Origin of the sequence: Lentibacillus sp. JNUCC-1 (assembly GCF_009741735.1) — a bacterium.
Lineage (GTDB): Bacteria > Bacillota > Bacilli > Bacillales > Amphibacillaceae > Lentibacillus_B.
Window position 1 is genome coordinate 1,437,428 of the sequence record NZ_WHOH01000003.1, and the last position, 20,323, is coordinate 1,457,750.

A 20,323-nucleotide genomic window follows, 5' to 3' on the forward strand; every position below is an offset into this window, starting at 1 on the left:
CTTATACAGATATATGATTTACCGGACTGAATGTTTTTCGATGATATGGGGAGGAACCCTTTTCTCTAAGCGCATCAAGATGATGTTTAGTGCCATAACCCATGTTTTGTTCAAATTGATAGTCCGGGTATTCAGTATGTAATTGCTGCATGATGCGGTCTCGTGTCACTTTTGCTAAAATACTTGCTGCAGCTATGCTGACACTTTTACAATCTCCTTTGACCAGTGCTTCTGATGGGCATGGGAGGTTATCCAAGGCTACTGCATCAAGCAAAACGCAATCAGGTTGGGGATCGAGTTTAGCAATAGCTTGAGTCATTGCCAATTTTGTCGCTTCATAAATATTGATTTGATCAATCTTCTCATTACTTACAGCACTGATCCCATAACTTGTAGCATTCTGAATAATCGATTGGTAAAATGCCTCTCTTTTGCTGGCACTGAGTTGTTTAGAGTCGTTTAAACCGATTAACCTAAAATCTTTTGGCAATATAACAGCAGCCGCAACCACTGGTCCAGCTAGGGGCCTCTCCCCGCTTCATCAACACCTGCAATGTACTCACACCCTTTAGCGAACCAAGTCTTTTCTATTTGGCACATTTCATCATAACGCGCATTTAGCCGTTCTCGGGTCATGCGGCGTTTCTCATAAGCGCTAAGTAATTTCTGTACCCCTTTGCGTTGATCACTTTTCAACAGTTGGATATCCTCCTGAGATACCATTTCCAGCTGAGTAAGCATATGTTTAATTTCTGCAATGGTTTTATCTTTCATGAAACCAACACCCTTCTTTCCCCTTTATTATCGGTTATAAATCTTTTAATTGAAATGAAAAAGCACATCCATGCGGGATGCGCTTTACTCTGCTGGTGATTCAAGTGTAATACGTCCAAGGCGTCCTGAACGCAAATCCCCAAGTACGATATCGGCAACTTTATCAAAATCGATAGAACCTCCGCTTTGCAACGCACCTCTTTGACGCCCAATATCATTAAACAATTCAACCATATCGTCTGTTGACGCGTCGGTGCCGTAACGCGTTTTTAAAACGCCTTTATAATGAACCTGAATATATTGGAGCGCAAATGCGGCAATATCCTGTAAAGATAACAATTGATCTTTGATAGTGCCAATCGCGGCCAGTCGGTAACCAACAATTTCGTCTTCAAATTTAGGCCAAAGGATGCCAGGTGTATCGAGCAGATCGAATTCATTCTTGACTTTGATCCATGCCTGCTTTTGTGTGATGCCTGGTTTATCCCCCGTTTTAGCAATTTTCTTGTTGGCTAGCCGATTGATCAATGTAGATTTTCCAACATTGGGGATGCCAACAATCATGGCACGCATTGCCCTTGGTTTGATGCCTTTGCGGACCATTTTATCGACTGTCGCCTGACTGATTTCTCTCGCCTGCTGAATGACATGATTGATGTCTTGTTTACGATTAACATCCACCGCTGCTGCTTTGTGGCCTTGATTATGAAAGTAATGCATCCAGTGCTCGGTTTTATTTTCATCAGCCAAATCTTTTTTCATGAGAATGATCAGTTTGGGTTTTTGCTGCAACACCTGTTGCAACATTGGATTTTGTGAAGATTCGGGTGCACGTGCATCTACAAGCTCAATAACGAAATCTACGAGCTTAATCTTCTCTTGCACTTCTCTTTTGGCCTTTGCCATATGGCCGGGATACCATTGTATTGACATAACATTTTACTCTCCTACTATTTGAATTCGCTTCAGTGGCCAATAAATTAAATTCGTTTTACCGACGATTTCATCCCCGTCGATTACACCAAATACACGGCTGTCAGTTGAATTGTTGCGATTGTCTCCTAATACCAGATAGTGTCCTTCAGGGATTTGTTCATATCCCCCTGGTAGATCTTCAAGCACAAAATCACTTTCCCATGTATACAAATAATCATTTTGATTTAAAAAAGACTCTTCTATCGCTTCTCCGTTAATATACAAAACGTTATCCTTAACGGCAACATGTTCCCCGGGCAAGCCAATAATTCTTTTGATAAAGTCCTTTTGCTCGGAAGCATGAAAAACGACAATGTCAAATCGTTTTGGTTCACCCACACGGTAAGCGAACTTATTAACAATCATTTGATCCCGATCGCTTAAAGTCGGTTTCATCGAAGGCCCATCAACAATAATAGGTGTGAAAAAATATGTTTTAATCACAACAGCGAGCAAAACAGCAATTAACAACGCCTTAACCCATTCCAGCCAATCATTTTTCGATTCAATCATACACGTTCCTCCGAGTCAATCAGCATATGTATCCATATTATAAATCTTCCCGCACAAAAAACCCACTATAACGACCAAACCACACCAAAACCCCTTGCTTTTCGCAGTAGACACAAACTGCGAACTAGAGAAAACTTTATGACTGCTTCTGGCAACCGCTCGGGGAAAACACTCCGCGTCCAGTGGGCGCTGATGAGCCTCGGGCCCACAGGACGTGGGTCATGAAGGCGTTGCGACAGGATGTCGCGCTCTTAGCCTTCCTTCCCCAAATGCGCGCTCCGGGGTCTCATCGAGGCTTTTGCTCCCACAGGAGTCTCCGTGTTTTCCCCGAGCTAGATGAGGAGTTACTTGCCTATTCCTTTTGTGATTAGAACAACCCAAGCAATGAATAAACATGAAGTGATTGGAGCGGAGGGAAGTCGACTCCTGCGGGAACAGCACGAGCGCGAAGACCCCACAGCGGTGGTCTTTCCGCGAGGAGGCTGAGGCCGTGCCCGCGGAAAGCGACTTCCCGTAGCGTAAATCACGATCCTCTTATAAAATGATAGCGGATCTAATTACTTCGCAGTTTACTTTAATTACGTCTGAATTTAAGGTTGTGAGAATGGTTATGTAAATAAAAAAGGAGCTGCTGTTTAAAGCTAGGCTCCTTTTGTTGGTTGCTTTTATCACGGTTGTGTATAAAAAGCGGTTATTAACGGCGTTCTTTGATGCGTGCTGCTTTACCACGCAGGTTGCGTAGATAGTACAACTTCGCACGGCGAACAATACCGCGGCGTGAGACTTCTATTTTTGCTATTCTTGGTGAATGTAGTGGGAATGTACGCTCAACACCTACACCGTAAGATAACTTTCTTACAGTAAATGTTTCACTGATTCCACCATGTTGACGTTTAATCACAACACCTTCGAATACCTGAATACGTTCACGTGTACCTTCAACAACTTTTACGTGTACTTTTACCGTGTCACCTGCACGAAACTCAGGATGATCTGTACGCAGTTGGTCCTGTGTAACTTCTTCAATCAATTTTTGCATCCTGTTTCACTCCTTCCAAACCAATGCTCATATTTGCATGAAACAGCGGAACATCGTTTATCTGGCTTGAATTATGCAATTCAAGCACATCAATTAATATATCATAAAGAATTAGTGGGTTCAACTATTATTTTGGATTCTCTATTTCTTTTTTGGCCTTTTGCAGGGTTTTAATATCTTTTTGGCTCAGGTCAATACGATCCAACAGGTCAGGACGTCGGTTCAGCGTTCTAATCAAAGATTGTTCTCGTCGCCAAGCCGCAATATTTTCATGATGACCTGATAAGAGAACATCAGGAACTTTCGCACCTCTAAATTCAGCTGGCCGTGTGTAATGCGGATGTTCCAGAAGCCCTGTTGAAAACGAATCTTCTGGGGCTGATTGGGTGTTGCCCAATACGCCAGGCAGAAGTCTAGCGACACTATCGATTACAACCATGGCGCCAAGTTCACCACCAGTAAGAATATAATCTCCTATAGAGATCTCGTCTGTCGCGAGATGGGTTCTAATCCGCTCATCGTAACCTTCATAATGGCCACAAATTAATATAAGATGCTCTTCTTCAGCAAGTTCTTCAGACTTTTGTTGAGTCAATGTCTCACCTTGTGGGCACATAAGTATGATTCGAGGACTTTGAGATCTGTTTTTGGTAATTGCCTCCACAGCATCAAACACCGGCTGCGGGGTCAATACCATTCCCGCTCCGCCACCATATGGATAGTCATCGACCTTGTGGTGCTTGTTCGTTGTATAATCACGAAAATTAACTAGATTATACGATAACTTGTCTTTATCTTGAGCTTTTTTTAAAATCGATTGATTCATGACCCCAGTAAACATGTCCGGAAATAGTGTCAATATATCAATATGCATTAATCAAGCAATCCTTCCATCAATTCAATCTCTATCCGTTTGTTTGCAACATCCACATCTTTAACGACATCTCCTATATATGGAATGAGAATGTCTTTGCCTTTTTCGGGTTTAATTACCCATACATCATTGGCTCCCGGGGAGAGTATTTCTTTAATTGTCCCAAGTTCTTGCCCGTCTGTGGTCCATACAGTGCATCCAATAATATCATGGAAGTAATATTCGCCTTCCTCCAGCTCCGTTAATTGTGATGCTTTAATCTTTAATAGACTGCCTTTCAGATGTTCAACATCATTAATGTTGTCATACCCTGAAAAATGCAGAATATCAAAGCCTTTATGAACCCGGTGCTGGTCGATTTTGAGTTCAAGCGAGGAATTATTCGGGAGAACGGCATATACAGTATTACCAACCTCAAACCGATCATCAAAATCAGTAATACGAACTACTTTTAATTCCCCCGAATTCCTTGGGTATTGACGATTTTTCCAATGTTATACATGGATTCTTTCATTTTGTCACCTGCTATTCATCAATTCGGATTACGATGTCATCCTGGACAACTATTGAAGTCCCTTGCATAAGGGCACGCCAGTTCATTCCGGTTTCCACCTCAACAAGCGCGTCAACTTCGCTTTCGGTTATTTCTGTCCCTATTTCCAGCATTTCCAACTGTTCTATTTTAAAATCAAGCAGCTTGATCTTTTCTTTACGGTTTTTAATTTCCTGCTGAAAGCGAGCAGTGGCTTCATGTTTGGAAACATGAGCTTTCCGTTCTACTTTTTTCTGCTCAAATAAAAGCTGTTGACACTCTTGTTCAAGCCGTAATTTGTGAGTGTTAAAGTCATCATATAACTTTGCCCGGCTCTTCTCTGTAATAACTTGCTTCACCAAGACTTTTTTAATAATTTTCATGGGTATCACCCTTTTTTGGATGTGCCTGCCTGATTTTTGAATGTGTATAATGAGCAAAAAGGGAAAGGCAGATTCTCCCTTCCCCTTTACATAATATCCAAATAAATCCGTTTATCCCCATCATCTTTTGCTGCATATACAACTGTGCGAATCGCCTTGGCAATTCGTCCATTTTTCCCTATGACCTTCCCGACGTCATTTTCATGAACAGTAAGATGGTAAACAATCTTCTCATCTTCTTCCTGTGTATTGACCACAACATCCTCTGGATGATCAACAAGGGCAGTCACGATGGACTCAATTAGGGCTTTCATGGATATCACTCCACACTCATTAATTTTTTTGTTCGTGGAATTGCTTCATGATGCCTTCTTTAGAAAACAAGTTGCGGACTGTGTCGCTTGGCTTAGCACCCTTTGTCATCCAGTCCAATGCTTTATCATTGTCTATCTTGACTTCAACAGGGTTGATTACAGGGTTGTATGTGCCAATTTGCTCAATGTAGCGTCCGTCACGTGGTGAACGGGAGTCTGCTACAACAATACGATAAAATGGATTACGTTTTGAACCCATGCGCTTGAGTCTGATTTTTACTGCCATAATCTTGCACCTCCAATAAATGTTTTTCACAATTTTAGATTCTAACAGAAAAGAACAAGTCTGTAAAGTGTTTTTACATTACATGAAAGGAAAATTCATTCCCTTGCCTTTTTTTCCTTTTTGGGATCCTGTCATTTGTTTCATCATTTTCTTCATTTCGTTAAATTGTTTCAGGAGACGGTTAACCTGTGCAACAGTGGTTCCAGAGCCTTTTGCTATGCGTTTTTTGCGCCCTGCATTAATAAGCCCGGGTTCTTGCCGCTCTTTTTTGGTCATAGATTGCACAATTGCTTCAATATGCGATAATTGTTTTTCATCGATCTGAGCGTTTTTGAGACCTTTCATTTTGTTAGCGCCCGGAATCATATCCAACAGCTCATCCAATGGTCCCATTTTCCTGACTTGCCCCATTTGCTCCAGGAAATCGTCAAATGTAAATGAGGCAGTGCGCATTTTTTCTTCTAATTCCTTGGCTTGTTGTTCATCAACACTTGTCTGAGCTTTTTCAATTAATGTCAGCACATCACCCATTCCTAAAATGCGTGAAGCCATCCGATCAGGGTGGAACGGTTCGAGTTCATCCAGTTTCTCACCCATACCAGCGAATTTAATCGGTTTTCCTGTGACAGATTTAATCGATAACGCAGCACCACCACGGGTGTCACCATCCAGTTTGGTTAATACAACGCCAGTAATATCAAGCTGTTCATTAAAATGTTCAGCAACATTAACTGCGTCTTGACCAGTCATAGCGTCTACCACAAGAAACACTTCATCGGGTTTAATTGCCGCTTTAATATCAGTAAGCTCGTTCATCAATGCCTCGTCGATATGCAGCCGTCCAGCTGTATCCACAATAACATAATCCTGGTGTTCTGCTTTGGCTTGTTTCACCGCTTCTGTTGCGATATCAACCGGATTCGCCTCAGTTCCTTGTGAATAAACAGGTAGGTCGAGCTGTTTGCCAAGTGTCTCCAATTGGTCAACTGCAGCAGGCCGATAAACATCACAAGCTGCTAATAAAGGTGTACGGTTATGGTTTTTGCGTAGATGATTTGCCAGTTTCCCTGTGGTTGTGGTTTTACCAGCACCTTGAAGACCTACCATCATAATAACGGTCGGTGGTCTATCAGCGACAGCAATTTTGCTTTGATCTCCGCCCATAAGGTCTGAGAGTTCTTCTTTAACGATTTTTATGACTTGCTGGCCTGGTGTCAGGCTTTCCATAACTTCTGCCCCAACAGCACGTTCCTTGATGCGGTTAATCAGGCTTTTTACAACCTTGAAATTAACATCAGCTTCAAGCAGCGCAAGTCGAACCTCACGTGTCATTTCCTTGACGTCCTGCTCACTCACTTTACCTTTACCGGTTATCTTCTTGATCGTATTTTGCAGTCGGTCGGAAAGTCCTTCAAATGCCATGGAAGGTATCCCCCTAATCTATTTCTTTTAGTTTTTGAACCAGCTTCATACCATTAGAATTGCGATCTATATGGTGTTCAATTTGTTGAATTAATTCGATACGCTGTTTGAACTTAACATAAAGTCCGAGCTTTTCTTCGTAAGTTTCAAGCATGGCTTCCGTTCGTTTGATATTATCATAAACCGCCTGTCGAGACACATCAAGAAGTTCAGAGATTTCACCAAGGGAGTAATCTTCCAGATAATACATATCCATGTAGTTGCGTTGTTTGGGTGTCAGCAACGATTGGTAAAAATCAAACAGATAATTCATTCTTGTCGTTTTTTCAAGCACTTAAATTCACCCCTTGTTAAGTGAAAACCCTTTACAAAAGAATAACACGATTATGCTTCCTCTTCAAGCATGTCAGCAAACAGTCCATAAACAAACGCATGTGCATCAAACGGCTGAAGGTCTTCCATCTGCTCCCCGAGACCGACATATTTAACTGGGATATTTAATTCATGTCTTATGGCAAGCACAATGCCGCCTTTTGCTGTTCCATCGAGTTTTGTGAGAACAATACCGGACACATCAGTCGCATCTGAAAATGTCTTAGCCTGACTTAAAGCGTTTTGGCCTGTTGTAGCATCAAGAACGAGTAAAACCTCATGAGGCGCACTTGGTATTTCACGTTCGATCACCCGTTTTACTTTAGCCAATTCATTCATCAAATTCACCTTGTTCTGTAATCTGCCTGCAGTGTCGCAGATTAGCACATCTGCTTCTCTGGATTTGGCAGCTTTAATCCCGTCAAAAATAACAGCTGCCGGATCACTACCCGCACTGTGCTTGATCATATCGACCCCTGCCCGTTCACTCCATACGTCAAGCTGTTCGATAGCTCCTGCACGAAATGTATCTCCGGCTGCAAGAACAACACGTTTGCCTTCAGATTTTAGGCGGTGGGCAAGTTTGCCGATGGAGGTCGTCTTCCCTGCTCCATTCACGCCCACTACGAGAATAACTGACAACTCATCATCATTAAGGTTTAATTCAGCAATATCACCTTCGTCCTCGCCATAATAAATATCCACAAGCTTTTCAGAAATGACCTCTTTAACTGCAGCGGTGTCTTTTATATTCTGACGTTTGACTTCCATTTTCAGTTCGTCAATCAAATCCATTACCGTCATAACACCCACATCAGCTGTTATCAAAATTTCTTCAAGCTCTTCAAAAAAGTTTTCGTCTACTTTCCGATAACGGGCAAGAAGGTTATTGATTTTGCCAGAAAATGACTGACTCGTTTTCTTCATGCCGTCTTTATATTTCTCTGTTACCTCTTCTTGTTCTGGTTGTTTGAATTTGTTTTTAAGCTTTTCCATAAACCCCATACAGTTTCAGCCTCCTTAGGAATTAACAAGTTCTTTTGTATCCTCCAGTCTGACCGAGACAAGCCTCGACACACCGGACTCCTGCATTGTAATACCGTATAGCACGTCTGCTTCTTCCATCGTGCCTTTGCGGTGTGTGATCACAATAAACTGTGTATCAGCACTGAAATGTTTGATATATTTGGCAAAGCGCGTCACGTTGGCTTCATCAAGTGCTGCTTCCACCTCGTCTAGTATACAAAATGGAACAGGACGAACGCGCAAAATGGAGAAAAGCAGTGCAATAGCTGTCAACGCGCGTTCACCACCTGAAAGCAGCCCAAGATGCTGAAGCTTCTTTCCGGGAGGCTGTGCAATGATCTCAACCCCTGTGTCCAGCAGATTGTCAGGGGAAGTTAATTTAAGTTCTGCATAGCCGCCTCCGAACAACTCAGTAAAGACTGTCGAAAACTGAGCTTTAATCTGAGAAAAGGTTGTGTCAAAGCGACTGATCATTTCTTCATCCATTTCGGAAATAACCTGATATAATGTATCTTTTGCTTCAAGTAGATCATCTCTTTGCTCTGTCAAAAATGTGTAGCGTTCAGAAATGCGCTCATACTCATCAATTGCACCCAAATTGACCATACCAAGCTGATCAATAGCTTGTTTCAGCTCTTGCACCTCTTGTTTTGCCTGTTCTACATCATCTGTTTTAGAATACGTATTTTTGGCTTTTTCATAGGTCATCGTATATTCAGTCTGTAATAGGTTAAGACGGGTTTCCAGTTCAACATCCAACCTATTTGCTTTAACTTCAGTTTCCTGCAGCTGTTGGCTCAGGGCTTGGTGTTTTTTATGCTCTTCTTTCAATTCTCTTTCTTCGGTTTGAACGTTTTGTGAGCGTCTAAAGCGATCAGAACGTTCTTCCTTAATCCTGTTGGTCAATGTTTCTTTATCGGATTGTAACGCAGCAATTGTTTCGGCCATGTCTGCCTCAGTGGTTTCAGCTTCTTTCAATTCGAGCAGTTCTTCAAGCGCCTCTGTATGCTCTTTGAGCTCTGATTGTGCTTCTGAGAGTTGTGCGTGTAATGTCTCAACTTTATCCTTTTGACTGTCAATTCGCGCTGCTTGTTCAGCATAGTCAACTTGATGGTTTTGCAGCTCCTGTTGCAGTTGTTGACGGTTTTGTTCAATTTCATCTTTATCTTTTGTTAACTGATCAATATTAGTTTGAAGATGTTCCAGTTCAGTCTGGATATCGGTTAATTTCATTGACAGTTTTGTTTCTCTTTCATCCAGATCGTTTACTTCGTTTGTGAATTGATGCTGATCCTGTTCGAACAAGGAGACTTGATCGCGAGATGTATCTCGCTTCATTTTCAGTTCCCTAAAACGTGTTTCCAATTCGGAACGCGCTACTTGTTCATGAGAGAGCATATCTTCCAGCTCTTGAATTTCAGTTTCTGTTTCTTGTATGCGTTTCTGCTCTTTTTCAACTTTCTTTTTAAAATCAACTGTACGACTTTCATAGTCATCAAGCTTATGACTTATATCGTTTAGTTCCTTGTCCCTTGTAAATAAGGATTGGTTTGTTTTCTTTTTCGCACCGCCCGACATTGAACCGCCGGGATTAACAACATCTCCATCAAGGGTTACGACTCGGAATTTACGCTTTAACTGACCGGCGATCTCATTTGCATCCGAAAGATTGCTGGCAATAACAACATGCCCCATCAAATGGTCAATTGCTCTTTGGTATGCTTTAGGAACATTGATCAAATCTTTTGCTACACCAATAAAGCCTTTGTGGGATTGAACTGACTCAATTAATTGGGCCGGAATGTTCCGCGGCTGTATAGATGCTAGAGGTAAAAATGTCGCACGACCGTTATTCGTTCGTTTCAGCCAGCTGATGGCATTACGGGCTGCATGGTCGTCTTTTACTACGATATGCTGAGCTTGGGCACCAAGTACAGTTTCGATGGCCGTCACATAAGAAGCTGGTACATCAATCAATTCAATAACAGCGCCCTCAATGTTGGTTATGGCCTTTTCATCCCTAGCTTTAAGAATAGATTTAACACCATAAAAAAATCCTTGAAAATCTTCCTTCATACCTTCCAGCATATCCTTTTGCGATCTTAGTTTCTCGAGCATTTGATAGCCTTTATATAACTTGTCTTGGGACACCTGGAAGTCATTTCTATAGGTTATTACAGATTTTTTTAACTTTTGCAGCCGCTTTTCTTTTTGACTGAGTTCAGCTTCCTTCGCCTCATAAGCTTGCTTTGCTGCTTCCAATTCTTTACTCAATGTCTCTTTTTCTGACAAGAGGATGTCATATCTCTCTGTTCGTGCGGTTTGTTTCTGTTGCAATTGTTCTTTTTGCTTAGCCAAAGATTGCTTCTCATTCCGAATGGCTGCTTGTTCATTCAGATATTCAATATACTCTGATTTTGCATCTTCAATTTGTTCTGCAATCTCTTCTTCGCCTGTCTCCAGCATTTGTTTAATGTTTTCAATTCTTTTCTGTTTGGAGTGCTGATCCTGCTGAAGCTGTTCTAAATATGCCTGTTCTTTCTGCACAGTTTCTGCCAGTTCATGCACTTGTTTAACTGAGTACGCTTTATCTTTTTCAAGTTTACTTTTGTTTTCTGTAAAATGTTTAAGACGTTCCTGAAGGACTTGTTTCTTTCCCTCATATTGTTCCAGCTTTTGTGTGAGGGTGATCAAGTCATCTTGAAGCCGGTCAATTTGTGTGTCCTTTTCGCTGATGGCAGATTGTTCTTTTTCCAGTTCTGCTTCTCGCTTTTGGATGGCGGTGGATAATGCCACCTCTTCATGCTTCAGTGCATCCGTTTTTTTAAGAAGGATCTGCCAGGTTTCGTTAAAAGATTCTATTTCCGTTACCAATAAGGAAACTTCTTTATCATCTAATTCCTTTTTGCAGGTTAAGTACCTTTGGGCTTTATCGGCCTGCTCCTGCAGTGGATTAATTTGCTGTTCAATTTCATGAATAATATCCTCAACACGATTCAGGTTATCTCGTGTTTCATTCAATTTAAACTCTGCTTGTCTTTTACGCTGCTTATACTTTAATACGCCCGCAGCTTCTTCAAAGATTACGCGTCTTTCATCTGCTTTGGAACTTAATATTTCTTCAACTTTTCCTTGGCTTATAATGGAGAATGCTTCACGACCAAGACCGGAGTCCATAAACAAATCAACAATATCTTTCAAACGGCACGATTGTTTATTTATATAAAACTCACTTTCTCCTGAGCGATACACCCGTCGTGTGATACTTACTTCATGATAGTCAAGAGGCAAACCGTGGTCACTGTTATCCATAACGAGTGTTACTTCTGCCACGTTTAATGCTTTACGACTGTCACTGCCTTGAAAAATAACATCCTGCATTTTGGAGCCACGCAATGATTTAGCTGATTGTTCGCCGAGAACCCATCTGATGGCATCGGTAATGTTACTTTTGCCGCTTCCATTAGGGCCACAACAGCAGTAACCCCAGGGACAAATTCAACATTGATCCGTTCTGCAAAAGATTTGAACCCAGCGCTTTCCAAACGTTTTAAATACATACACATTCTCCTAGTTGCGTGGTTAAGCAACCATACAACACTTGGTATTTTACCGCATTTATTTTATCATATATTTAACAACAAAAGAAGTATGGTCCGGCCGTACACGTTGTAATCTATAAAAAGCGAGGAGAAGTCACGTGAATCTTGAACAACCGACTGAAGAAAATCTGAAATATATTCTGGAGGATTTAACAGAACGTCTTGGTGTCGTAAACCGATCACTTATGGATCATGAAGACTACGACTTGGACAAGTATGATGAGTTGAAAATGATGTACGACATGATTAAGCAAAAAGGACAATTAAGCGCCCCTGAAACACAAGCATTCATTAGCGAATTAAGATCCGTACGTAAAGTTTAATAACTAGAGAGAACAACCGGCAGCCCCAATCACAACGCCGGTTGTTCTTCGTTAAAAGCCGTTTACGTACTAACCATTGCTACTTTTTGTTGCGTAGTTTAAGTAAACTGCGAACTAAAAAGCATAGTAGGTCAAAACCCATCAATGTATATAAGAGCACCGTGATTTGCGCTCCGGGAAGTCGCTTTCCGCGGGCACGGCCTCAGCCTCCTCGCTCGCAAAGACCGCTCGCTGTGGGGTCTTCGGACTCGTGCTGTTCCCGCAGGAGTCGACTTCCCTCCGCTCCAACCACTCTATGTTAATCAGTGTTTGAACTGTTTGCTCACAAAAGCAAAAGAAATGATAAACACTCCTTACCAAGCTCGGGGAAAACACGGAGACTCCTGTGGGAGGAAAAGCCTCGGTGAGACCCCGGAGGTCGATAGACCGAGGAGGCTCAGCAGCGCCCACTGGACGCGGAGTGTTTTCCCCGAGCGGTTGTAAGAAGCAGTCATTTCGAGTTTTCACTGGTTCGCAGTTTGTGTCGACTGTGTGTTAAGTGTTTTAACTGTAAAGTCTTGTTTATAGGGTCATTGAAAAGCGTCGAGGGCTTGTTTGGCGGCTCTTTGTTCAGATTCTTTTTTTGACCGTCCTGTACCCGTTCCAGCCAGATTATCGTTGATCATAACTTGGGTTACGAATTCACGATTATGTGAAGGGCCTTTCTCATCAATAATCTTGTAGGAAACAGTTTGATGCTTGTCTTGTTGCACCACCTCCTGCAACTGACTTTTATAATCCATCACATGCGAAAAAGCACCTGTATTGATTTCCGGAAATACATGGGTCTCCAAAACCTCAAGCGCCACAGAAAAGCCCTGATCAAGATATAAAGCCCCAAGAAATGCTTCAAATGCGTCCGCCAGAAGTGCTGGTCTGTTTCGACCACCGGACTGTTCCTCTCCTTTTCCTAGAAGAATATATTCGCCGAGATTTAATTTTTGGGCAAAGCTTACCAGTGATGCTTCACACACAATAGCTGCCCGCAATTTTGTTAATTGTCCTTCAGGCATCTTTTTGTTTTCTCTGTATAGAAACTGGCTGACCCCAAGTTCAAGTACAGCATCCCCTAAAAACTCCAGCCGCTCATTATCCGCGACATGGGCATCACGATGCTCATTCACATATGATGAATGTGTAAAAGCTTGTTTAATCAATGATTGATCCTTAAATTTAATATTCATCCGTTCTTCAAACTGTTGAATGTTCATCTGTTTCACCTCCTTAGTTTAGGATATATAGAAAGCCCCGCTTACAGCGAGGGCTTCCCGGTATTAGGATTGAGTGCTGTTTATGTAATTCACAGCGTCCCCAACCGTATTAATTTTTTCTGCCTCTTCATCGGCAATTTCCATATCAAATTCATCTTCAAGTTCCATAACGAGTTCAACGACATCCAATGAATCAGCTTCAAGATCATCTTTAAAAGAAGCTTCCATTTTCACCTTTGACTCTTCAACGTCGAGTTGCTCGACGATAATGTTTTTGACACGTTCAAATACGTCTGCCATGTTGTCACCTCCCTTCAAAGGGTGTGTTGCCCCTCATTAACTCACATGACCATGCCGCCGTCAATATGAATCGTCTGACCAGTTACATAATCTGCATCCTCTGAGGCAAGAAAACGGACAATATTTGCAACGTCTTCGGGTTTTCCAAGTTTGTTCAGCGGAATGAGAGACAGGATATTGTTACGCTGCTCCTCTGTTAATTCATCCGTCATGTCTGTGGCAATGAAACCTGGTGCAACAGCATTAACATGAATATTTCTAGAAGCAAGCTCTTGGGCTGTCGTTTTGGTTAAGCCGATCACTCCGGCTTTGGCAGCTACATAGTTGGCTTGTCCAGGATTCCCGCTTACCCCCACGATCGAAGCAACATTTATTATTTTACCGCTTCGTTGCTTCATCATTTGCCGAGTAACGGCTTTGGTACATAGAAATACCCCTTTGAGATTGGTATTAATCACACTATCGAAGTCTGCTTCTTTCATACGCATAATAATATTGTCTTTCGTAATGCCCGCGTTATTCACCAGGATATCGAGGCTTCCAAATTCAGTCGTAACTGCTTTAACCATCTCTTTAACAGAGGTTTCATTGGTCACATCCGCCTGAATTTTAAAAGATGACCGCCCCAGTGAGTGAATTTCATCCACCACAGCTTGAGCTTTTTCGGCATTGCCAGCGAAATTCACGGCAACATTGGCGCCTTGGCGTGCCAACTCAAGCGCAATTGCCCGTCCGATACCGCGTGAAGCGCCGGTTACGAGTGCACTCTTACCTGTAAGCATTAATCCGCCCCTTATACCACTCCAGAAATTTATTCAATGACTCTACATCTTGAATAGGAAAAGTTGGAATACTGCGATCTATTTTCTTAACAAGGCCGCTTAAAACCTTGCCATTGCCTACCTCGACAAAAGCGTCTGTCCCCTGCTCAATCATATTTCTGACTGATTGCTCAAACCGTACTGGCGAATACAATTGTTTAACCAGTAAGTCTTTAATCGTATCTTGAGCTGTAACGGGTTCGGCAGTGACATTTGCGTAAACAGGAATTTGGGCATCCCGAATGGACACATCATTTAATTCCTCTGAGAAAGCTGCATTTGCCTGTTTCATAAGACGCGAGTGAAACGGTCCGCTGACATTAAGTTTCATTACCCGTTTGGCACCCTGTGATTTCAGCTGTTCTGAGGCCTTGTCAATCCCTTCTTTTGTGCCTGAAATGACAATCTGGCCAGGACAATTGTAATTGGCGATATCCACAATTTCCTCTCCAATTCCTTCAAGAACCTGTATGACTTTAGATTCTTCAAGACCAAGTACTGCGGCCATTGCCCCCTTGCCATTCGGAAAAGCGTCTTCCATAAGCTGTCCTCTGCGTTTCACTAATGGCAATGCATCCTGAAGTGATAAAGCACCGGAAGCGACAAGTGCACTGTATTCCCCAAGACTATGGCCAGCTGTCATGACGGGCTGCACGCCTTCACTAAGCAAAATTGTGTGTGCTGCGACACTTGAAAGCAGCAGTGCTGGCTGGGCATGTTCTGTTTCAGTTAACGTCTCCTCGGGACCCTGAAACATCAGCTCAGACAGGTCATATCCCAGCATCTCATCTGCCTCATTATATATGTGCTTTACATCAGGGTATGCTTCATAAAGTGCTTGTCCCATCCCGACTTTTTGTGACCCTTGGCCGGGAAATAAGAACGCTGCTCGTTTCATTCATCTGCCTCCTCATCAACATTCAAAGTTTTAATGGTCTGTTCAATCGTTTCTGTGACTTGATGATCCACCATGTGGCACGCCTGTTTAATAGCATTGTACACAGCCCGTCGATCTGATGATCCATGAGCCTTAATCACAGGGGCCGCGAGTCCAAACAAACCCGCACCTCCGTACTCAGAATAATCCATTTTACTCTTTAAACCTTTTAGATCATTTTTAACCAATCCCGCAGCGAGTTTGGTTTTTACAGATGACATAAAAGTTTCTTTAAGCATTGAGAAAACTGTCATGGCTGTTCCTTCAAGTGTCTTCAAAGCAACATTACCAGTAAAGCCATCAGTTACCACTACATCAGCTGCACCGTTCAATATGTCTCTTGCTTCTACATTCCCTATAAAATTAACAGGGGCTGCTTCCAGCAAGGAAAACGCCTTTTTTGTCATAGTGCTGCCTTTGCCGCTTTCCGTACCAACATTCAATAACCCGATTGTAGGTTGAGAGATGCCCCGGACATTTTCAGCGTAAACGGACCCCATAATGGCATATTGTACCAGGTGTTCAGCTTTGGCATCAACATTCGCCCCACGTCCAAAAACAAGAACCCTTTTCCATCGGCAGTTGGCAAAGTCGGACTGAGCGCAGGACGGGCTATTCCAGGAAGACGCCCGACAATAAACAAGCCTGCGCTCATTAAAGCGCCTGTATTGCCAGCAGACACACACGCATCGGCTCGTTTTTCTTTTACTTCGTTTGCCATAAGCACCATAGAAGCTTGTTTCTTTCGTCTGACGGCTCTGACAGGTTCATCTTCTGCTGTAATAACTTCATCAGTATGTATGATGTCTATACGTGATGTAGATTCAGGGACAAGCGGTTTTATTTTCGTTTCGTCTCCGATCAGGGTGATGTGCAATTGTTCATGATCCGATACGGCATCAAGAGCGCCAAGCACAATTTGTTCAGGGGCATGATCACCGCCCATGGCATCAATAGCCAGTTTCATGAGAAGACTCTCCTTTTTGTTCGTTTGAACGAAACATATTAAATATACCGGAAAAAACCGGCTCTTGAGCCACAAAGCTGTTGACATGTACTATAGTATGTCCTTTAGAGCTCTGACCTTTAACAACGGCTTTTGCAACTACTTTTTCACCTTCTACAACCTGACGCATAAACGTCAGATCACTTTTGGCTGTCAATGCCAGTTCGTCATTCATTACGGCAACGGCAAGTGAATTTGCTTGAGCAAACAAATGATGACCTCTAGCAATGTTATTTCTGGAAAACACGTGTTCATGCTTAATTTCCAAAATAGAAATGGCCCGTTTATCCAGTTCCAAGTCAACAATTTCTCCGATCACTTCTTCAAGTGGAAGAGCTCTGACAGTTTCATTCCATTGATTCTTGGCAACCGTTTTAATCCTTTCCCGCAACTCGGGAATAGACAATTCCATTCGGTCAAGTCGAATGGTTTGTATACTGACTTGAAACTTTCTAGCTAAATCTTCATCTGTGATGAACGGTGTTATTTCTATTGTTTCAATCAGTAATTCCTGGCGTTTAGGTTTACTCAGCTTCATGCAACATCATCCGTCCACTCTCTTTTCTTATAAATAATTATATGAGATTAAGACTAGATACTAATAGTAGTATATTATATCAATTTTAATTATACAAGCAGGATTTAATCCATTTTTTCTTTAAAAGCAGACTCCCTTTTAATCTCTTCAGCTAACGAAGCATAGTTAGGATCTGTCTCAAGGGAATTGTTTTGTATGATTTCGGATGCATCAGCTCGAGCGGTCTCTAAAGCACGGTAGTCATGAACCATATCTGCTACCTTAAATTCCGGCATGCCACTTTGTTTGGTGCCAAAAAAGTCTCCAGGGCCTCTTAGCTTAAGATCCTGTTCAGCCAACTCAAATCCATCAGTTGTTGTAGTCATGATACGCATACGCTCTTTACCGACTTCACCTTTAGGGTCAGCAATCAGAATACAATAACTTTGGTTATTTCCCCGGCCAACGCGACCTCTAAGTTGATGAAGCTGAGATAAACCGAATCGCTCAGCATCATATATCACCATGATGGTAGCATTCGGAACATTTACCCCTACTTCAATGACTGTGGTTGAAACAAGCACCTGAATTCGATTAGCACTAAAGTCTTTCATCATCTGCTCTTTTTCATCAGTGGGCAGCCTTCCGTGTAAAAGCCCTACTTGAATGTTTCCAGGAAAAAACGTCTCCATTTGGTGATGAAGGTCCACAGCGTTTTGGATATCTAATTTATCAGATTCTTCTATAAGCGGACATACAACATAAGCTTGTTCACCATTTGTTACATGCTTTTCAATAAAAGACAAAACACGGGGAAACTGGCGTTCTGTTGCCCAGTGTGTTTCAACTGGTTTACGCCCTGAAGGTAATTCATCAATAATCGATACATCCATGTCTCCAAATGCAGTGATCGCCAATGTTCGTGGGATTGGAGTAGCTGTCATGAATAAAACATCAGGATTCATGCCTTTATCTCTTAAAGTGCGTCGCTGATTGACCCCAAAACGATGTTGTTCATCAACAATGACAAGACCGAGGTCGGAGAAATGGACATTATCCTGTATTAGTGCATGGGTGCCTATGACAATATCCACGTCGTGAGCATTGATGGCTGTTTCAATTTCCTTACGGGGCTTTCCTTTAACAGAACCCGTTAACAATACAATCCTGGCTCGGTCCTCAAACAAATTCATGAGAGACAGGTAATGCTGTTCAGCAAGTATTTCAGTTGGTACCATAAAGGCGCATTGTTTGCCAGCTGTAACGGTGGCATATATTGAAATCGCAGCTACGGCAGTTTTGCCCGAGCCAACGTCCCCTTGCAGTAAACGGTTCATCCTAAATGGGGATGCCATATCTTTCAATATATGGCGAAGAACTTTTTCCTGGGCCTGTGTGAGTTTAAACGGAAAGGTATTGACAAATGAACTGACTTCATCCTTATCAAATACCTGGCTTATGCCTCCTTCAGCTTCACGTGTCATTTTCTTATAGACTTGCATTTTCAGCTGGAATAACAGAAATTCCTCATACACGAACCGACGGCGGGCATGTTTGAGCTTGAAGCGGCTCTCAGGAAAGTGCATTGTTTTGAGTGCTTCATGTCTGACAGGCAGTTTGTAGTTTTGCAAATAGGAAGCCGGAAGCAGCTCAGAGACTTCTTTTTCATAAACTTTGAGAGCATTCTTTATGGTTTTTTTCAAAACATTGCTCGTGATATCACCCTTAATGGAATATATCGGGTGTATGGCAGCGTCCTGATCGTACCGCCCTTTTTTATATGTATTAACCGTAATTTGCAAACGATTGGAATCCCACTTCCCTGTGAGAGTGACAACATCTCCTGCATTCAAATGTTTTTTGGCAAATGCCCTGTTGAACATAACAGCTTTAATAGAGATCCCTTCAACTTCAACGTTAAACATAAGCCGTGATTTATTGCGGGAGAAAAAAGTAAGGGAAGGGTCATAGACCACAGTTCCCTCTATCGTCACTTTATCTCCGTGGATAAGTTCTGAGATCGGTTTAACCTCAAACACGTCATATCGATACGGGAAATAAAACAACAGATCTTCAATGGTTTCAATGTGCAGCATTTGGAGATCTTCAGCCAGTTTTTCACCGACACCTTTTATTTGCTGTACGGATGCATTCAACATATTAGATCCCCTCTTTTAACCGATTGCTCCAAATATCTTATCCTTAAGCAAGCGTCCTGTTGGTGTATCGGCAAGACCACCTTCGCCAGTTTCTCGTAAACTTGAAGGCATTTGTTTTCCGATTTTGTACATAGCACCAATTACTTCATCACAAGGGATCGTACTTGTGACCCCTGCCAGTGCCATATCAGCCGAAACAATTGCAAGTGAAGATCCGGCGGCATTTCTTTTAACACAAGGAACTTCAACAAGACCTGCTACTGGATCACACACAAGTCCGAGCATATTTTTAAGGGTTATGGCAAATGCATCTGCTGATTGCTGTGGAGATCCGCCTGCCATTTCTACAATGGCAGCTGATGCCATCGCTCCTGCAGAGCCCACTTCTGCCTGACAACCGCCGGCTGCTCCAGAAATGAAAGCATTATTGGCCACAACAAAACCAAACGCCCCAGCCGTAAATAAATATCTGATCATTTCTTCACGCGTAGGATTGAGTTGATTCTTAACAGCAAATAGAGTTCCAGGCACACAGCCTGCGCTACCTGCTGTTGGTGTGGCACATATGGTACCCATTGCTGCGTTGACCTCATTAGTACCCATGGCTTTACTAACAGCATCCATCATCAATGGCCCTGATAATGGCGTGCTGTTTTTCATATAGTTTTGGATCTTTACAGCGTCACCACCGGTTAATCCTGTAACAGATTGCACACCTTGTAAACTATCTTCTATTGCTTGTTCCATGACTTGAAGATTTCTTTCCATTTCAGAAATAACGTCTTCCCGAGTTTTTTCTTTCACGTCCATTTCCTGGCGAATCATGACTTCTGAAATATGAATCTCATCTTTTTCAGCCATTTCCACTAATTCTTTAACTGTACGAAACATCAGGGAT

General features: G+C 42.3%; 21 protein-coding genes and 2 pseudogenes. 1 reads left to right on the forward strand and 22 read right to left on the reverse strand.

All coding sequences use genetic code 11. The features are described from left to right. Position 1 precedes the first annotated feature (1 nt). From JNUCC1_RS17870 to JNUCC1_RS19390, 14 genes and pseudogenes are all read right to left on the reverse strand, one after another. Positions 2-774, reverse strand: a pseudogene (locus JNUCC1_RS17870) (ribonuclease HII). 84 nt (positions 775-858) lie between these two features. Beyond that, a complete protein-coding gene (ylqF, locus tag JNUCC1_RS17875) occupies positions 859-1,707 on the reverse strand; it encodes a ribosome biogenesis GTPase YlqF (protein ID WP_156647039.1) in 849 nt (282 codons plus the stop codon). Positions 1,708-1,713: 6 nt separating this feature from the next. Next, positions 1,714-2,262, reverse strand: a complete 549-nt coding sequence (gene lepB / locus JNUCC1_RS17880; protein ID WP_156647040.1) for a signal peptidase I — start codon at positions 2,260-2,262, stop codon at positions 1,714-1,716. 694 nt (positions 2,263-2,956) lie between these two features. Next, the gene (gene rplS / locus JNUCC1_RS17885) at positions 2,957-3,301 is read right to left on the reverse strand and encodes a 50S ribosomal protein L19 (RefSeq protein WP_156647041.1); all 345 of its coding nucleotides are present in this window, start codon (positions 3,299-3,301) and stop codon (positions 2,957-2,959) included. 127 nt (positions 3,302-3,428) lie between these two features. Next, positions 3,429-4,175 carry a tRNA (guanosine(37)-N1)-methyltransferase TrmD gene (trmD, locus tag JNUCC1_RS17890; RefSeq protein ID WP_156647042.1) on the reverse strand — a complete coding sequence of 249 codons (747 nt, stop codon included), beginning with the start codon at positions 4,173-4,175 and terminating at the stop codon, positions 3,429-3,431. Beyond that, positions 4,175-4,615: a ribosome maturation factor RimM gene (rimM, locus tag JNUCC1_RS17895; RefSeq protein ID WP_331713901.1), complete on the reverse strand. Its 441-nt coding sequence runs from the start codon at positions 4,613-4,615 to the stop codon at positions 4,175-4,177. The genes trmD and rimM overlap by 1 nt, the downstream gene beginning before the upstream one ends. A gap of 85 nt (positions 4,616-4,700) precedes the next feature. Then, positions 4,701-5,090 carry a YlqD family protein gene (locus JNUCC1_RS17900; protein WP_156647043.1) on the reverse strand — a complete coding sequence of 130 codons (390 nt, stop codon included), beginning with the start codon at positions 5,088-5,090 and terminating at the stop codon, positions 4,701-4,703. Positions 5,091-5,176: 86 nt separating this feature from the next. Continuing rightward, positions 5,177-5,404 (reverse strand): KH domain-containing protein, encoded by a 228-nt coding sequence (locus JNUCC1_RS17905; protein ID WP_156647044.1) that lies wholly within the window; start codon positions 5,402-5,404, stop codon positions 5,177-5,179. Positions 5,405-5,423: 19 nt separating this feature from the next. Continuing rightward, positions 5,424-5,690, reverse strand: a complete 267-nt coding sequence (gene rpsP / locus JNUCC1_RS17910; RefSeq protein WP_156647045.1) for a 30S ribosomal protein S16 — start codon at positions 5,688-5,690, stop codon at positions 5,424-5,426. 78 nt (positions 5,691-5,768) lie between these two features. Continuing rightward, entirely contained in the window at positions 5,769-7,112 is a 1,344-nt protein-coding gene (gene ffh / locus JNUCC1_RS17915; protein WP_156647046.1) for a signal recognition particle protein, read from the reverse strand. A gap of 13 nt (positions 7,113-7,125) precedes the next feature. Beyond that, complete coding sequence (locus tag JNUCC1_RS17920; protein ID WP_331713869.1) at positions 7,126-7,446, reverse strand: putative DNA-binding protein; 321 nt, start codon at positions 7,444-7,446, stop codon at positions 7,126-7,128. 50 nt (positions 7,447-7,496) lie between these two features. Beyond that, positions 7,497-8,489, reverse strand: a complete 993-nt coding sequence (gene ftsY, locus JNUCC1_RS17925) for a signal recognition particle-docking protein FtsY (protein WP_156647047.1) — start codon at positions 8,487-8,489, stop codon at positions 7,497-7,499. Positions 8,490-8,504: 15 nt separating this feature from the next. Then, entirely contained in the window at positions 8,505-11,954 is a 3,450-nt protein-coding gene (gene smc, locus JNUCC1_RS17930; protein ID WP_331713902.1) for a chromosome segregation protein SMC, read from the reverse strand. Next, positions 11,846-12,070, reverse strand: coding sequence for a hypothetical protein (locus tag JNUCC1_RS19390; RefSeq protein ID WP_331713870.1), 225 nt, complete (start codon positions 12,068-12,070; stop codon positions 11,846-11,848). The genes smc and JNUCC1_RS19390 overlap by 109 nt, the downstream gene beginning before the upstream one ends. Positions 12,071-12,210: 140 nt before the next feature. Between JNUCC1_RS19390 and JNUCC1_RS17935 the strand changes: the two genes are divergently transcribed. After that, positions 12,211-12,435, forward strand: a complete 225-nt coding sequence (locus JNUCC1_RS17935) for a DUF1128 domain-containing protein (RefSeq protein ID WP_331713871.1) — start codon at positions 12,211-12,213, stop codon at positions 12,433-12,435. A 569-nt stretch (positions 12,436-13,004) separates the two neighbouring features. Here the strand turns inward: JNUCC1_RS17935 and rnc are convergent. The 8 genes and pseudogenes from rnc to sdaAA form a co-directional block, all read right to left on the reverse strand. Next, positions 13,005-13,685, reverse strand: coding sequence for a ribonuclease III (gene rnc / locus JNUCC1_RS17940; protein ID WP_156647048.1), 681 nt, complete (start codon positions 13,683-13,685; stop codon positions 13,005-13,007). Between the two features lie 63 nt (positions 13,686-13,748). Further along, entirely contained in the window at positions 13,749-13,985 is a 237-nt protein-coding gene (gene acpP, locus JNUCC1_RS17945; RefSeq protein ID WP_156647049.1) for an acyl carrier protein, read from the reverse strand. A gap of 41 nt (positions 13,986-14,026) precedes the next feature. Next, positions 14,027-14,767: a 3-oxoacyl-[acyl-carrier-protein] reductase gene (gene fabG, locus JNUCC1_RS17950; RefSeq protein ID WP_156647050.1), complete on the reverse strand. Its 741-nt coding sequence runs from the start codon at positions 14,765-14,767 to the stop codon at positions 14,027-14,029. Further along, the gene (fabD, locus tag JNUCC1_RS17955) at positions 14,754-15,704 is read right to left on the reverse strand and encodes an ACP S-malonyltransferase (RefSeq protein ID WP_156647051.1); all 951 of its coding nucleotides are present in this window, start codon (positions 15,702-15,704) and stop codon (positions 14,754-14,756) included. Before fabD ends, fabG begins: the two co-directional genes overlap by 14 nt. Then, positions 15,701-16,710 (reverse strand): annotated as a pseudogene (gene plsX / locus JNUCC1_RS17960) (phosphate acyltransferase PlsX). Before plsX ends, fabD begins: the two are co-directional and overlap by 4 nt. Beyond that, the gene (gene fapR / locus JNUCC1_RS17965; RefSeq protein ID WP_156647052.1) at positions 16,694-17,287 is read right to left on the reverse strand and encodes a transcription factor FapR; all 594 of its coding nucleotides are present in this window, start codon (positions 17,285-17,287) and stop codon (positions 16,694-16,696) included. Before fapR ends, plsX begins: the two are co-directional and overlap by 17 nt. Before the next feature lie 104 nt (positions 17,288-17,391). Further along, positions 17,392-19,425, reverse strand: coding sequence for an ATP-dependent DNA helicase RecG (gene recG / locus JNUCC1_RS17970; protein ID WP_156647053.1), 2,034 nt, complete (start codon positions 19,423-19,425; stop codon positions 17,392-17,394). Between the two features lie 15 nt (positions 19,426-19,440). Next, positions 19,441-20,316 (reverse strand): L-serine ammonia-lyase, iron-sulfur-dependent, subunit alpha, encoded by an 876-nt coding sequence (gene sdaAA / locus JNUCC1_RS17975; protein ID WP_156647054.1) that lies wholly within the window; start codon positions 20,314-20,316, stop codon positions 19,441-19,443. Positions 20,317-20,323 lie beyond the last annotated feature (7 nt).